The organism is Novosphingobium flavum (assembly GCF_014230315.1).
Classification (GTDB): Bacteria; Pseudomonadota; Alphaproteobacteria; order Sphingomonadales; family Sphingomonadaceae; genus Novosphingobium; species Novosphingobium flavum.
This window is the reverse complement of sequence record NZ_JACLAW010000007.1, coordinates 65,304-80,243: the sequence shown is the minus strand read 5'-3', so window position 1 is coordinate 80,243 and position 14,940 is coordinate 65,304. Positions and strand designations below refer to the sequence as shown.

The following is a 14,940-nucleotide window of genomic DNA, read 5'->3' as shown; positions in this document are numbered from 1 at the left end:
GCAAGGTCTATCAGCGGCGTGTGCATCGCGGCAATCGCCGGATTTGTCGCCAATCGTATCGGCTTACTCGTCAGCGAGGCTGTAGGCCGCCCCGGGGCGGTGAGTCTCGTCGGACAGGATGGCGCGGCCAACCGGCGGCAGGGCGCGGGCCGGACAGAGCGGACGGTGGCACAACCGGCAGGTCACCCCGATCGGCGTGCCCCCGCCCGGCCCCGGATCGGGATGGGCGCGGGCATAGACGAGGCGGGGCGCATCGGCCGCCGCGCAGACCAGCGCAATGGCCCGGACCAACTGCGGCGCGCCGAACGAGCCGCCCCCGGCCCCGACCGTGCGGGCGATGGAAAAGTAGCGCGCGCCGTCGGGCAGTTCGATCCATTGGGGCACGACCTGCCCCGGCACGGTGAAGACCGAGTGGAGCGACCACAGCGGACAACCGCCGCCGTGGCGGGCGAAGGGGAAGCCGCCGCCGTCGAGCCGCTTGGAGACGTTGCCCGCCTGGTCAACCCGGATGAAGAAGAACGGCACGCGCTCGTGCCCCGGCTTGTGCAGGGTGGTGAGGCGGTGGGCGGTCTGCTCGAAACTGGTGCCGAAGTGGCGGGCCAGCGCCTCGACATCGTAGGCGCGCGCTTCCACCGCCCTTGCAAAGGCGGTGTAGGGCATGAGCACGGCCGCTGCGGCATAGTTGGCGAGGGTCCGGCGGATCAGCTTGCGGCCGCTTTCGCTGGCTTCGCCCACTTCCTTGACCATGGCGTCGAGATCGCGGCGCATGGCGAGGTAAACGAGTTGCAGGGCGAGCTGGAACCGGCGCGAGGGCTGGTCGAGCGTGTCGTTGATCAGCACTTCCTCGCGGTGCCGGTCGTAGCGCCGCAGCGAGCCCATCAGAACGTCTGGCGGAAGATAGCGCACCCGCAACTGATGGCGGGCGCGAAACCACTGCTCCAGCCCGCCATCCGATGCCACGGCCTCGGCCAGCCGCTCGGCCGCGTCATCGAGCGCGGGGAAGGAATTGCGCCGCGCGCCGATGAAACGGCGGGCCTCGGCCACCGGATCGTCGCCCTCGGCGGCGGCCCCGGCCCCTTCGGCGGCGCGGTCGGCCAGGGCGGTCTGGTCGCGTTGGTAGGCGGCGTGGAGGCGCAGCATGGCCTCGGCCACGGCGGGGAAATTGCTGGCCACGTCGCCCGCCTCGAGCGGGGGCAGCTCGATATCGGCGAACATCGGATCGCGCAGCATGGCCTGGAGGCGGGCGGCGAGCTGGGGCCCCTCGTCGGCGGCAAGCTGGGCCATGTCGAGCTTGTAGGTGCGGGCGAGGCGCAGCAGCAGGTCGGCCGTAAGGGGGCGCTGGTTGCGTTCGAGCAGGGCGATATAGCTCGGCGAAATCTCGAGGTCGGTCGCCATCTGGGCCTGGGTCAAGCCAAGATCGCGGCGCAGGCGGCGCAGGCGGGGGCCGAGATAGGACGAGGCGCCGGGAGGGGCCATGGTACGCTCCTGCACAACTTTACATATAACTATTGTAAAGTTTTACAGCTGCACTGCAAGAGGCCTCTTAAAGCCCCGATTCGCGCGGTAATCCGGTGCCAGCTCCCAAGCACACGGAACCTCTACCATGACTTACCGGAACGAACTTGAAACCCTTGCCACCCTGATCGATGCCCGCGGCGCGCCGTGGGACGGGATCGATGCCGAAGGTGCGGCGCGGATGCGGCTGCAGAACCGCTTCCGCACCGGGCTCGACATCGCGCGCTACACCGCGAAGATCATGCGCGCCGACATGGCCGCCTATGACGCGGACCCGGCGCAATACACCCAGTCGCTCGGCTGCTGGCACGGGTTCATCGGCCAGCAGAAGATGATCGCGATCCGCAAGCACTTCGGCACGGTGAAGCGCAAGTACCTCTACCTCTCGGGGTGGATGATCGCGGCGCTGCGCAGCGACTTCGGGCCCCTGCCCGACCAGTCGATGCACGAGAAGACCTCCGTCCCCGCGCTGATCGACGAACTCTACACCTTCCTCAAGCAGGCCGACGCGCGCGAGCTGGGCATGATCTTCCGCGAGCTCGATGCGGCCCGCGAGGCCGGTGACGCCACCCGCGCCGCCGACCTGCAGCACCGGATCGACACTTACGAGAGCCATGTCGTGCCGATCATCGCCGATATCGATGCCGGTTTCGGCAATGCCGAGGCGACTTACCTGCTGGCCAAGAAGATGATCGAGGCCGGGGCCTGTGCGATCCAGATCGAGAACCAGGTCTCGGACGAGAAGCAGTGCGGCCACCAGGACGGCAAGGTCACCGTCCCGCACGAGGACTTCCTCGCGAAGATCCGCGCGGTCCGTTACGCCTTCCTCGAACTGGGGGTCGACGACGGGGTGATCGTGGCGCGGACCGACTCGCTCGGCGCTGGGCTGACCAAGCAGATCGCCTTCAGCCGCGAGCCGGGGGACCTTGGCGACCAGTACAACGCCTTCCTCGATTGCGAGGAGATCAGCGATATCGCCACGGTCAATGGCGATGTCCTGATCAACCGGGCGGGCAAGCTGATGCGGCCCAAGCGCCTGCCGTCGAACCTGTTCCAGTTCCGCGCCGGAACCGGGGAAGACCGCTGCGTGCTCGACTGCATCACCGCGCTGCAGAACGGTGCCGACATGCTGTGGATCGAGACCGAGAAGCCGCATATCGAGCAGATCGCCGGGATGGTTGACCGGATCCGCGAGGTCGTTCCGAACGCCAAGCTGGTCTACAACAACTCGCCCTCGTTCAACTGGACGCTGAACTTCCGCCAGCAGGTCCACGATGCCTGGAAGGCCGAAGGCCGCGATGTTTCCGCCTATGATCGGGGCGCGCTGATGAGCGTGATCTACGACACGACGGAGCTGGCCGCCGAAGCCGACGAGCGCATCCGCACCTTCCAGCGGGACGCGGCCAGGCGGGCGGGGATCTTCCACCACCTGATCACCTTGCCGACCTATCATACGGCCGCGCTCTCGACCGACAACCTTGCCCGCGAATACTTCGGCGAGGCCGGGATGCTCGGTTACGTCGCCGGGGTCCAGCGCAAGGAGATCCGCGAAGGGATCGCCTGTGTGAGGCACCAGAACATGTCGGGCTCCGACATCGGCGACGATCACAAGGAACTGTTCGCCGGCGAGGCCGCGCTCAAGGCCGGCGGCGTCCACAACACGATGAACCAGTTCGCCTGAATTGAAACCAACCAGGATCAAGGAGAAAGACCATGCCTGAACCCGCACTCGCCCGCCCGATCTTCTCCAGCGAGGATTTCAAGCTGCTGAAGCGCGCCGTCCATGCCTACCTGGTCGAACACGGCGACGAGCCGGACTCGTCCAAGTATTCGCACCTCTACCACCGCCTCGGCCGGGCCGGCCGTTGAACTGAACTTCCTGGGAGAGGAAGGGTACCCGCCGGGAGCGCCTCCCCGGCGGGTACTTCAGATACGAAGGACCACGCCATGACCAAGATGCTCGAGCGCGCCGGACTGTCGATCGACGAGGCGCTGTGCCATTTCGTGGAAGAGCGGGCCCTGCCCAGCACCGGGATCGAGGCGCAGGCCTTCTGGGCCGGGGCGGCGGGCGTGTTCGCCCGTTTCTCCCCGGAAAACCGCCAACTCCTCGCCCGGCGCAACGACCTCCAGGCCCGGATCGACCTGTGGCACATGGCCCGCACCGGCCATGCCCACGATCCTGCCGCCTACAGCGCCTTCCTCAGCCAGATCGGCTACCTCGTTCCCGAGCCGGCGCCCTTCACGGTCGACACCCAGAACGTCGATCCCGAGATCGCGACCATGGCCGGGCCGCAGCTCGTCGTTCCCGTGCTCAACGCGCGCTTCGCGCTCAACGCGGCCAATGCGCGCTGGGGCAGCCTCTACGACGCGCTCTACGGAACCGACGCCCTGCCCGGCCAGCCGAAGCCTGGCGCCTTCGATCCCGAGCGCGGCGCCCAGGTCATCTGCCGGGCGCGCCGGTTCCTCAACGAGACGATTCCCGGCTGGCAGAACGCGGTCGACGGCGCGCCGCACCCGGCGCTGGTCGGGCGCAGGGAGGGCGGCCTGCTGTTTCGCCACAACGGCCTGCACGTCGAACTGGTGATCGACGGCGAGCATCCGATCGGTTGCCACGATCCGCTCAGGCTGGCCGACGTCATCGTCGAGGCGGCGCTGACCACGATCGTCGACTTCGAGGATTCGATCGCCGCGGTCGACGGGGCGGACAAGGTGGAGGCCTATGCCAACTGGCTCGGCCTGATGCAGGGCACGCTGACCGCGCGGTTTGACAAGAACGGCCACGAGACGACCCGCGAAATGGCGCCCGACCGGGCCTGGACCGCGCCCGACGGCACGGTCTTCACCCTGCCCGGCCGCAGCCTGATGTTCGTCCGCAACGTGGGCCACCTGATGACCACGCCGGCCCTGCGCCTGGCCGATGGCAGCGAGGCGCCGGAGGGCATTCTCGACGCGATCGTCACCAGCGTGATCGGGATGCACGACCTCACCGGCAAGGGCATGCTGTCCAACAGCCGCACAGGCTCGATCTACATCGTCAAGCCGAAGATGCACGGGCCCGAGGAAGCGGCCTTCGCCGACCGGCTGTTCGACGCGGTCGAGGACATGCTGGGCCTTGCCCGCCACACGATCAAGATCGGGGTGATGGACGAGGAGCGGAGGACTTCGGTCAACCTTGCCGCCTGCATCCACGCCGTGCGCCACCGCATCGTCTTCATCAACACCGGTTTCCTCGACCGGACCGGCGACGAGATCCACACCGCGATGCGGGCCGGGCCGATGGTCCGCAAGGGCACGATGAAGGAAGCGACCTGGATCAAGGCCTATGAAGCGCGCAACGTGGCGATCGGCCTCGCCTGCGGGCTTTCGGGAAGGGCGCAGATCGGCAAGGGGATGTGGGCCATGCCCGACCGCATGGCCGACATGCTGGCCCAGAAGAGCGCCCATCCGCTCGCCGGGGCCTCGACCGCATGGGTGCCGAGCCCGACCGCGGCGACGCTCCACGCACTGCATTACCATGCGATCGACGTCTTTGCCCGCCAGCGCGAACTGGCCGAGACCCCGGTGCCCGCGCTCGACGCGCTGCTGACCCTGCCGCTGGCGGCCAACGCCGACTGGACGGCCGAGGAAATCCGCGCCGAGCTGGACAACAATGCGCAAGGGGTCCTTGGCTATGTCGTGCGCTGGATCGACCAGGGCGTCGGCTGCTCCAAGGTGCCCGACATCCACGACGTTGGCCTGATGGAAGACCGCGCCACCCTGCGCATCTCGAGCCAGCACATGACCAACTGGCTGCTTCACGGGGTCTGCTCGGCGGCTGACGTGGAAGCGGCGCTGCTGCGCATGGCGGCGCGGGTCGATGCCCAGAACGCGGGCGATCCGCTCTACCGGCCGATGGCCCGTGCCCCGCAGGCGAGCGCCGCGTTCCAGGCGGCCCATGCCCTCGTGTTCGAGGGGCTAACCCAGCCGAGCGGCTATACCGAGCCGCTGCTCCATGCCTGGCGGGCCCGGGTCAAGCAGCAGGTGAACGAGCTGGAACTGGTTCCCGCCTAGGACGAAATCCGTCGGCGGCCCTGGACCAGCCGCACGGCATCCCGCTTGCATCCTGCGCCGAAGCTGGCACAGAGCAGGCCGCTCACTGGCAAGACGCCGGGATGCGAGTGGGATGCTTCCGGGGGATTTTGCGCATGGCGCCAGCCGATTTCCAGCTTGTTGCCGTGGCCTGCCTCGGGATTGCCCTTGCCATATTCCTGATCGCCAAGGTCGGCCTTCACCCCTTTGTCGGCCTGCTCTGCGGCGCGGCGGTGACGGGGCTGACCGCCGGGATGGACCCGGCCGCGGTGATCGCCGACATCGAGAAGGGCTTTTCCGACATCCTGCGCGGGACCGGAATGGTCGTGGCGCTCGGGCTCGGGCTTGGCGCGGTGCTGCAGGTTTCGGGCGGGGCCCAGGCGCTGGCGGCCCGGGCGCTGGGGCTCACCGGCGAGCGCAATGCCGCCTGGGGGGCGCTGGTCGCCGCCTTCGTGATCGGCCTGCCGCTGTTTTTCGAGACCGGGACCGTGCTGCTCCTGCCGATCATCGCCGCCGGGCTCGCGGCGCAGGGCGGCAGTGCCGAACTGCGGCTCAAGGTCATGCTCTCGGCGCTGGCCGGGCTCTCGGTGCTTCACGCGCTGCTGCCGCCGCACCCAGGGCCGCTGATCGCCGTGCGCGAACTGAAGGCCGACCTGTTGCCGGCCATGACCATGGGCCTGATCGCCGCCATTCCGACCGCGCTGGCGGCCGGCCCCTTGCTGGCGCGCTGGACCACGCGCGGGGTGGCGGTCGATCCGGGCGCCCTGCCGGTGGCCCCGGCCCTGCTCGCCCGCCCGGCCAGCCCGCTGGCGGCGCTGGCCGTCCTGCTGCTGCCGGTATTGCTGATCGGCGCCGGATCGGTGCTCAAGCTCGACAACGAGCATCTCTCACCCGCCGCGCTGTCATGGGTCGGGCTGCTGTCCGACCCGCCGATGGCGCTGCTGCTGGGCGTGCTGGTGGCCCTGCCGGTGCTGCTGGGCCGGCAGATCATGGCGCCGGGGGTGCAGGAATCGATCTGGCGCGAGGCGATGGTGCCGGTCGGCGGGATCATCCTCGCCATCGGCGCGGGCGGCGCGCTCAAGCAGATCCTCGTCACCATCGGCCTGCCCGCGCTGTTCGGACGGCTGGCGAGCCTCGACATCGTCTCGCCGCTGGTGGTGGCCTGGCTGGTCTCGGCCGCGATCCGGCTGGCGACGGGGTCGGCCACAGTCGCCACGATCACCGCCTCGGGGATCATGGCCGAGGTTGCCGCGCGCTCGGGCGCGGACCCGGCGCTGATGGTGCTGGCGATCGGCGCGGGCTCGGTGATCTTTTCCCACGTCAACGATCCGGGCTTCTGGCTCGTGCGCGGCTACCTCGGCACCTCGACCCGTGACACCTTCCGCACCTGGTCGATGCTGGAAACGGCGATCGCGGTGATGGGCCTGATCATGGTCCTGCTGATCTCGCTGTTCCGCTGAGACCGGGCCCCCTTACGCCGTAGTGCGTATATCGCGGGGCCCCCGCAACCCATAGCCCATGCCGGCAGGTTGCCGTTTGAAACTCGACACATAGGGGCGGGCAGCCGGCATTGGGGGTAATGCCGCGCGCTTTGGCGCGCGTCCGAAAGGCCAGGAAAACTCCGTCGCCACAACCGGCGGAACATGAGGAAAGGTCTTTCGATGAAGCGTCTCGCGCTGCTCCGGCTCGGTATCTCCGCCCCCGCATTGCTGGCGGTTTCCGCCGTGGCTCCGTCCCTCGCCCACGCGCAGGCCGCGCCGATCCCGGCCGCCGAGGATGCGGAAGGGGATAGCCCGCCCGAGATCACCGTGACCGGCCGCCGCGTCTCGGCAGCCTCGGAAACGATCGGCGAGGACAAGGTGACCACCGTGGTGGCCGTGACCCGCGAGGCCCTGCTGTCGGCGCCATCGGGCGTCTCCGGCCTCAAGATGCTGGAACAGCTGCCCGGCTTCAACGTGCAGACCGATGGCGCGCTCGGGCTCTACGAATTCGGCAACTCGGTCCAGACCCGCGCCTTCAACCTCGACCAGATCGGCTTCCTGATCGACGGCATCCCGACCGGCCGCTCCGACGCCTTCGGCGGCAGCCCGGTGTTCCGCTATGTCGACAACGAGAACCTTGCCGGGGTCGAGGCCTCGGTCGGCGCGGGCGACGTCTCGCTGCCGTCCTATTCCTCGCTCGGCCCGGTGATCTCCTACAATTCGATCGCGCCGCAGGACGAATTCGGCGTCTTCGCCTCGCAGACCTTCGGCGACGACAGCCTGAAGCGCACCTTCATCCGCGTTTCGACCGGCAAGATCGGGCCGTTCGCGGGCTATGTCAGCCGCACCAAGCTCAACAGCAACCTGTGGCGCGGGACCGGCACGATCGACCGCGAGCACTGGGAAGCGCAGGTCAAGGCCGACCTCGGCGGGGATTCGTGGCTACGGTTGAAGTTCGTTTCCAACGACTTCTTCGACTATGACAGCCCGACGCTGACCCGCGCGCAGTACTATTCCACCACACCCGATCTCGGCGGCAATACCGGGCGCTATCGCGGCTATATCGACACCCCGTCGCCGACCACGGCGGGCTTCACCCCGACCACGACCGGGGTGCCTTATTCCAACGTCAATTACACCTACACCTCGCCGCTGGCGATCAACGTGCGCAACGACAAGCTCTACGGCGGCACAGTCCACCTCGCCATGGCGCCGGGGGTCTATTTCGAATCCACGCTCTACTGGGAAAACAAGCAGGGCTACGGCGTCAGCCCCGACAGCTATGATAACAGCCTCAGCCGCTATACCCCGGAAGCGGCGGTCGGTCTGGCCGTGGTCGCCCCCAAGGGCACGCAATATGGCCGCTCCGGCGTGGGCGGCGATCGCTACGGCATCACCAACAAGCTGCACTGGGACATGGGCGCCCACACGATCGAGGCGGGCATCTGGTACGAGCTGGACGAATACAACCGTACCCAGCTGCGCGTGAACACGGTCGATGGTTCGCCCGCCAGCGCCCCGGTGCTGGGCCAGGTGGTCTATTACCGCCGCAACTACCAGTCGGAGCGCAATATCGTCCAGCTCTTCGCCAAGGACACGATCAAGCTGATGGACGATCGGCTGCAGGTCCAGCTCGGGGTCAAGGGCCTCGACATGGATTACCAGCAGCGCGGCTACCGCGATTTCGCCGACTACTACCGGATCGTGAACGGCGTCGCCGTGGCCGGCTATGGCCCGCAATACAACCGCGCCCATTACAAGGACTTCTTCCTCCCGCAGGTCGGCGCGCTCTACAAGCTGGACAGCCGGACGCAGATGTTCGCCTCCTATTCGGAAAACGTGGCCCTGCCCAAGGGAATGGACGACATCTACTCGGTCACCCTCGCCAGCGGGCCGGGCGTGGTTCCGGCACCGGCGCCGGAGCGTTCGCAGAACTTCGAGGTGGGCATCCGCACCAACCAGCCGCAATTCTATGCCTCACTCTCGGGCTTTTACACCAAGTTCCAGAACCGCATCCAGTCGATCACGACCTTCCTGGCGGGTTCCTCGGGGGCAACCGAGACCTTCTACACCAATGTCGGGCGGGTGAAGGCCTACGGCGCGGAACTGACCGCGACGTACAAGCCGGCCTTCCTGCATGGGCTGGCCTATTTCAACCTCAACGCGACCTACAATCACGCCACGTTCCAGGACAACATCGTCGGCTCGGCCACGGTGCTGACCGCAGGCAAGTATCTGCCTGACAGTGCCAAATGGGTCGTCAATGGCGGGGTGACGGTCGAGCCGGCCTCGTGGCTGGTGGCCAACTTCTCGGGCAAGCACACCGGCACGCGCTGGTCGACCATGGCCAATACGCCGGGCTCGGCGGTCGCGCCGTTCACCGTGTTCAGCGCCTATGTCGACATCGGTGACGGTTGGACGGTCGGGCCGCTCAAGACGGTCAAGGCGCGGTTCAACCTCGACAACGTGTTCGATACGAATACGCTCGCCTTCATTTCTCCGGCGGTTTCGGGCGACGGCTCGTTCCGGCCGCAGAGCCCGCGCACGTTCCAGTTCACCCTCTCGGCGGAATATTGATGAAGCTCACGATCAACCGGGCGCTGGCGGCCGTGCTGGCGCTCTCGCTTACCGGACCGGCTCTCGCGGCCGGTCCGGGGGCGACGCCCATGGGAATCAAGGTCAGCGCCAGGGCCATGGCGATCCACCAGCGGGCGCTGACGCTTGACACCCACCTCGACACGCCCGCCTCGCTCGCCATCCCCGGCTGGTCGATCGAGGAGGGGCACGACGTCCACACCGACTATACGCAGGTCGACCTGCCGCGCATGATCAAGGGCGGGCTCGATGGCGGATACTGGGCGATCTACACCGCGCAGGGGCCGCTCGACACGGCCGGGCTGCACAAGGCACGCGACTTTGCCTTGATGCGGGGCATGGCGATCCGCGAAATGGTGCTGAAGGACCCGGCCCATTTCGCCTTCGCCTATAATGCCGCCGATGCCGCGCCGATCGCCAGGAGCGGCAAGCGGGTGGTCTTCATGTCGATGGAGAACGCCTATCCGCTGGGCGAGGATACCAGCCTGCTCTCCACCTTCTACGGGATGGGCGTGCGGCTGGTGGGCTTCGCCCATTTCCAGAACAACCAGTTTGCCGACAGTTCGACCGATCCCAAGGGCGAGAAGTGGGGCGGGCTCAGCCCGCTCGGCATTCAGCTGCTGGCGGAAATGAACCGGTTGGGGATCATCCCCGATGGCTCGCACTCGTCCGACAAGGTGCTGGACGACCTGCTGCGCCTGTCGAAAGCGCCGGCCATCCTCTCGCACTCCGGCTGCAAGGCGGTGTTCGACCATCCGCGCAACATCGATGACGATCACCTGCGCGCGCTGGCGGCGAAGGGCGGGGTCATCCAGATCAATTCCTACGGTGCATACCTGAAGAACAGCAAGGTCAGCCCCGAGCGGGCCGCTGCGCTCAAGGCGCTGTTCGCCAACCGCGGCGAGGCGCGGATGAGCAAGGAGGCGCGCGCCGAATTCCTTGCCAAGCGGGCCGAGATCGACCGGCTCTACCCGGATAGCGACCGCGCCACCTTCGAGGACTTCCGCGCGCAGTTGCTGCACGCGCTCAAGGTGGTTGGCCCCGATCATGTGGGCATCGGCATGGACTGGGACGGCGGCGGCGGCGTGGCCGGTCTGGAAGACGCCTCGCAGCTGCCCGAGATCACCGAGATCCTGGTCGAAGCCGGCTACAGCGAGGCCGACATCGACAAGATCTGGTCGGGCAACGTGCTGCGCGTGATGGCCGCGGTCGAGGCCGAGGCGAAGCGCGAGCAGGCTGGCGGTTAACCCGCGAAGGCGAAGAAGCTTTCCCGCATGCGCTGGTGATCGGGAGTGAGCCCGGTGAAGATCGCGAAGGCATCGACCGCCTGGTGGACGGCCATGCCGCCGCCGTCGAGGGTACGGCAGCCCTTGCGGCGGGCCTCGGCGAGGAAGGCGGTTTCCAGCGGGAAATAGACGATGTCTGCCACCCAGTGGCGCGGCTCGATCGCTTCGGCGGCGATGGGCAGGCCGGGCAGCTTGGACATGCCGACCGGGCTGGCGTTGAGCAGGCCATCGACCTCGCGCGCGGCGGTGACGGGGTCGGTCGTGGCGCTCACGCGGGCCTCACCATAGCGGGCAGCCAAGGGTGCGCGCAGGGCCTCGACCCGCTCGGGATCGGGATCGAACAGCACCAGTTCGTCGGCCCCTAGCACGCCGAGCAGGGCATGCGAGGTGGCCGAGCCCGCCCCGCCGCAGCCGAGCTGGAGCACGCGGCCGGGCGCCGCGCCGCCGAAGCCAAGGCGGAAGCCGGCGGCGAAGCCGGTGACGTCGGTGTTGTGGCCGATCCGGCGGCCATCGACAAAAGCCACGGTGTTGACCGCGCCGATGGCGGCAGCGCCCTCGGACAGCTCATCGAGCAGGGGAAGCACCGCCTGCTTGAAGGGATAGGTGACGTTGAGCCCGGCGAAGCCAAGCCGCTGGGTGGCGGCAACGACTTCGGCAAGGTCTTCGTCCGGCCAGCCGCGATCGGTGAAGTCGAACAGCGAATAGACCATGCGCAAGCCGTGCGCCTCGGCCTCCTGCTCCTGCAGCCAGGGGGTGCGGGATTCGAGGATGCCGCGGCCGAGCAGACCGGCGAGGATTCGTCCGGCGCGGATGGCGGAGGTTTGAGGCTGGCTGGTCACTGGGCAGGTTCCATCAGGTCGGGTTGGATCAGGGCGGGGCGCCGCGATGGTGGGACGATATTCACTCGATCGTGACCCGCTCGACCGGGCCGAGCAGGAACAAGTAAGCAAGAGCGCCGACGATCCCGAGCGCACCCACATAGGCGAGCGCGCCGTAGAACGAACCGGTCGCGCCGACCACGAAGCCGACCACCAGCGGGGTGATGATCCCGGCCAGGTTGGCGAAGAAATTGAACAGGCCGCCGGTGAGGCCCATCATCTCCTTCGGGGCCACGTCAGAGACCAGCGCCCAGCCGAGCCCGGCAAGGCCCTGCCCGAAGAAAGCGACCGACATGATGGCGATGACCGCGGCATTGCTGTCGAGGAAATTGGCCAGCCCCATGGTCGAGCAGAGCAGGAGCCCGGCGATGATCGGCGCCTTGCGGCCAATGCTGGGCGAGCCGGTGGCGCGGATCAGCCAGTCTGAAGCGACGCCGCCGAGCATGACCCCGACCGAGGCCCCGAGATAGGGCAGCGAGACCATGTAGCCGGATTTGATGAAGCTCATCCCCCGCTCCTCGGCGAGGTAGGAGGGGAACCAGGTGAGGAAGAAAACCAGGGTCGAATTGCTGCAGAACTGGCCGATCGAGGCGCCGGCGATCTGCCGGGTGGTGACCAGCCGCCAGACCCGCCCCCACGAAAAACCAAGAGCCTGTGTAGCCGAGGCGACGCCGCCGCCGGCCGCGATCAGGTCGCGCTCGGCCTGGTTGGCGCGGCCGCTCTCGTGCGGCTCGCGGTACATCGTGTGGAAGATGAGGGCGAAGACCACGCCGATCGCCCCGACGATCCAGAACAGCGAGCGCCAGCCGTAATGCCCCATGATCCAGGCCAGCACCGGGATCAGCAGGCCGAGCCCGATATATTCGCCGACGGTATAGACGCCGGTGGCCCGCGCCCGCTCCTGCTGCGGAAACCAGGTGCTCATCACCCGGCTGTTGGCGGGGAAGCACGGCGCCTCGGCAATGCCGAGCGCGAGGCGGGCCGAAACCAGCCCGGCGATATTGGTCATGAAGCCGTGGATCGCGGTCGCGGTCGACCACAGGCCGAGCGAGAGCGCATAGGTCAGCCGGGTGCCGAGCTTGTCGATCACGAAGCCGCCGGGGATCTGCGCCAGGGCATAGGTCCAGGAAAAGGCCGAGAAGATGAGGCCCATCACTTCGGGCGAGATGTGCAGTTCGGCCACCAGTTCGGGCTTGGCCACGCCCATCACCGAACGGTCGAGATAGTTGATCAGGGTTGCCGTGCTGATCAGGGCGAGGACGCCAAGGCGGGCCCGGGTCGGTTTCATGCGCTGCGCTCCTTCAGCCAGATCAGGTGACGCACCGCCAGTGGATAGCCATGGACGCCGAGGCCCGAGACGATCCCGATCACGACCTGGGTCATGATCGACTTGGAGCGCCATTCGGCCTCGCGGCGGTGAATGTTGGAAATGTGAACCTCGATTACCGGGCAATCGACCAGCTTGAGCGCGTCGAGCACGGGATAGGCGGCATAGGAAAAGGCGGCCGGATTGATCACGATCCCGGCGCAGCCCTTGCGGTGCTGCTGGATCCACTCGACCATCTCATGCTCGTTGTTGGTCTGGCGCAGGTCGAGCGCATAGCCCTTCGCGCCGGCTTCCGCGCGGCACATCGCCTCCACTTCGGCGAGCGTCTCATGGCCGTAGATCTGCGGCTCGCGCTCGCCCAGCAGGTTCAGGTTGGGCCCGTTGAGGACCAGGATCGTCTCAGTCATCGCTCCCCCGCAGAGCCCGTGTTTTTTCGGCTTGTAACCGAAGTCAGGGCACAAGGGAACAGTTATGTACTAACTGGTTCATGAAATTTTTGAGGAGGGCGGCACGTGCCGCTGGTTCAGTCGCGCGTCACCCAGGCCAGGATGCAGGCGATGATCTGTTCGCGCCGCTTGGCCCGCACCGCCGGCTCGGCGAAGTCGACCCCGAAATTGTGGAGGAAGGTGTGGCGGTTGGAGACGTTGTAAAAGCTGAGCGCGCTGATCATCGAATGGAGGTCGACCGGATCGATCCCGGCGCGGAACACGCCCGCTTCCGCCCCCTTCTTCAGGATCGCGCCGAGCGATTCAATCACCGACCGGTTGCGCGGCTTCATGCTGGCGATATGCGCGATGTGTTCGCCGTGATGGACGTTCTCGTTCATGACGAGACGCACGAAATCGGGGTGCTCGAAGTGATAATCGAAATTGTGCCCGATGATCGCACGCAGCGCCTCGACCGGGGGCAGGTTCTCGAAATGGGCGTCCTGCTCCTGCGCGCGGATGCGATGGTAGGCCCGCTCCAGCACGGCGCGGTAGAGTTCGTCCTTGCCGCCGAAGTAGTAGTAGATCATCCGCTTCGACGAGGCGGTCTTCTCCGCGATCTCATCGATCCGCGCGCCGGCCAGGCCCTTGTCGGCATATTCGTGGGTTGCGACCTCGAGAATGTTCTCGCGGGTCTCGGCCGCCTCGCGGCTGCGCTTGCTGGGCTTCGTCTCGGTATCGGCCAAGGCCTTCATTCCTTTCGCGCAGCCTGAAGCGCTGCCATTCGTGGACCATCTAGTGGGGACAGACGCATTTCCGCAATCCCCGGCCCGTTGCCCCCCGACCCGTTGTCAAGCCGCCCGCCCTCGCCTAGCCAGAGCGGCGCAACATTCGGCGGGAAATCATGAGCAAACCGGTCTTCGTCCTCAACGGCCCCAACCTCAACCTGCTCGGCAAGCGCGAGCCGCACATCTACGGTCACGAGACGCTGGCCGACGTCGAACAGACCTGCCGGGCGCTGGCCGCGCCGCTTGGGCTGGAGCTGGCCTTCTTCCAGTCCAACGCCGAGCATCAGCTGATCGACTGGGTCCATCAGGCGCGCGATGACGCGGCGGCCATCGTGATCAATCCCGGTGCCTTCACGCATACCTCGATCGCCTTGCTCGACGCGCTCAACGCTTTCGAGGGGCCGGTGGTCGAGGTGCACATTTCCAACGTCCACAAGCGCGAGGCCTTCCGCCATCACTCCTACGTCTCGGGCCGGGCCGACGCGGTGATCGTCGGCGCGGGGGTGCAGGGCTACGAGCTGGCCCTGACCCATCTGGCGCGCAAGCTTAAGGCGGCCTGAGCCGGCCATCTCAGGGC

Annotated in this window: 12 protein-coding genes; 7 read left to right on the top strand and 5 right to left on the bottom strand. The window is 67.2% G+C overall.

The features are described 5' to 3' along the window. Positions 1-63: 63 nt before the first annotated feature. Positions 64-1,476: a helix-turn-helix domain-containing protein gene (locus H7F51_RS10220; protein WP_185664198.1), complete on the bottom strand. Its 1,413-nt coding sequence runs from the start codon at positions 1,474-1,476 to the stop codon at positions 64-66. Positions 1,477-1,603: 127 nt separating this feature from the next. On the opposite strand from H7F51_RS10220, the gene H7F51_RS10215 reads away from it, so the two are divergent. From H7F51_RS10215 to H7F51_RS10190, 6 genes are all read left to right on the top strand, one after another. Then, entirely contained in the window at positions 1,604-3,196 is a 1,593-nt protein-coding gene (locus H7F51_RS10215) for an isocitrate lyase (RefSeq protein WP_185664195.1), read from the top strand. A 32-nt stretch (positions 3,197-3,228) separates the two neighbouring features. Further along, positions 3,229-3,384 (top strand): hypothetical protein, encoded by a 156-nt coding sequence (locus tag H7F51_RS10210; RefSeq protein WP_185664193.1) that lies wholly within the window; start codon positions 3,229-3,231, stop codon positions 3,382-3,384. 78 nt (positions 3,385-3,462) lie between these two features. Continuing rightward, positions 3,463-5,565, top strand: coding sequence for a malate synthase G (locus H7F51_RS10205; protein ID WP_185664191.1), 2,103 nt, complete (start codon positions 3,463-3,465; stop codon positions 5,563-5,565). 134 nt (positions 5,566-5,699) lie between these two features. Next, positions 5,700-7,043: a GntP family permease gene (locus H7F51_RS10200; protein ID WP_185664188.1), complete on the top strand. Its 1,344-nt coding sequence runs from the start codon at positions 5,700-5,702 to the stop codon at positions 7,041-7,043. A 183-nt stretch (positions 7,044-7,226) separates the two neighbouring features. After that, entirely contained in the window at positions 7,227-9,641 is a 2,415-nt protein-coding gene (locus tag H7F51_RS10195; RefSeq protein ID WP_185664186.1) for a TonB-dependent receptor, read from the top strand. A gap of 89 nt (positions 9,642-9,730) precedes the next feature. After that, positions 9,731-10,906, top strand: coding sequence for a dipeptidase (locus H7F51_RS10190; RefSeq protein WP_185664379.1), 1,176 nt, complete (start codon positions 9,731-9,733; stop codon positions 10,904-10,906). On the opposite strand, the gene H7F51_RS10185 is transcribed toward H7F51_RS10190, so the two are convergent. From H7F51_RS10185 to H7F51_RS10170, 4 genes are all read right to left on the bottom strand, one after another. Further along, positions 10,903-11,784, bottom strand: a complete 882-nt coding sequence (locus tag H7F51_RS10185) for a shikimate dehydrogenase (protein WP_343061264.1) — start codon at positions 11,782-11,784, stop codon at positions 10,903-10,905. The genes H7F51_RS10190 and H7F51_RS10185 overlap by 4 nt on opposite strands. A gap of 61 nt (positions 11,785-11,845) precedes the next feature. Continuing rightward, positions 11,846-13,111 carry an MFS transporter gene (locus H7F51_RS10180; protein ID WP_221774097.1) on the bottom strand — a complete coding sequence of 422 codons (1,266 nt, stop codon included), beginning with the start codon at positions 13,109-13,111 and terminating at the stop codon, positions 11,846-11,848. After that, entirely contained in the window at positions 13,108-13,557 is a 450-nt protein-coding gene (locus H7F51_RS10175) for a type II 3-dehydroquinate dehydratase (RefSeq protein WP_185664181.1), read from the bottom strand. The genes H7F51_RS10180 and H7F51_RS10175 overlap by 4 nt, the downstream gene beginning before the upstream one ends. A gap of 116 nt (positions 13,558-13,673) precedes the next feature. Beyond that, on the bottom strand, positions 13,674-14,321 hold the full coding sequence (locus H7F51_RS10170) for a TetR/AcrR family transcriptional regulator (RefSeq protein ID WP_246448167.1): 648 nt from the start codon (positions 14,319-14,321) through the stop codon (positions 13,674-13,676). 158 nt (positions 14,322-14,479) lie between these two features. Here H7F51_RS10170 and aroQ point away from each other — a divergent pair, with 158 nt between their 5' ends. Further along, positions 14,480-14,923 (top strand): type II 3-dehydroquinate dehydratase, encoded by a 444-nt coding sequence (gene aroQ / locus H7F51_RS10165; RefSeq protein WP_185664177.1) that lies wholly within the window; start codon positions 14,480-14,482, stop codon positions 14,921-14,923. The last annotated feature ends 17 nt before the right edge of the window (positions 14,924-14,940 follow it).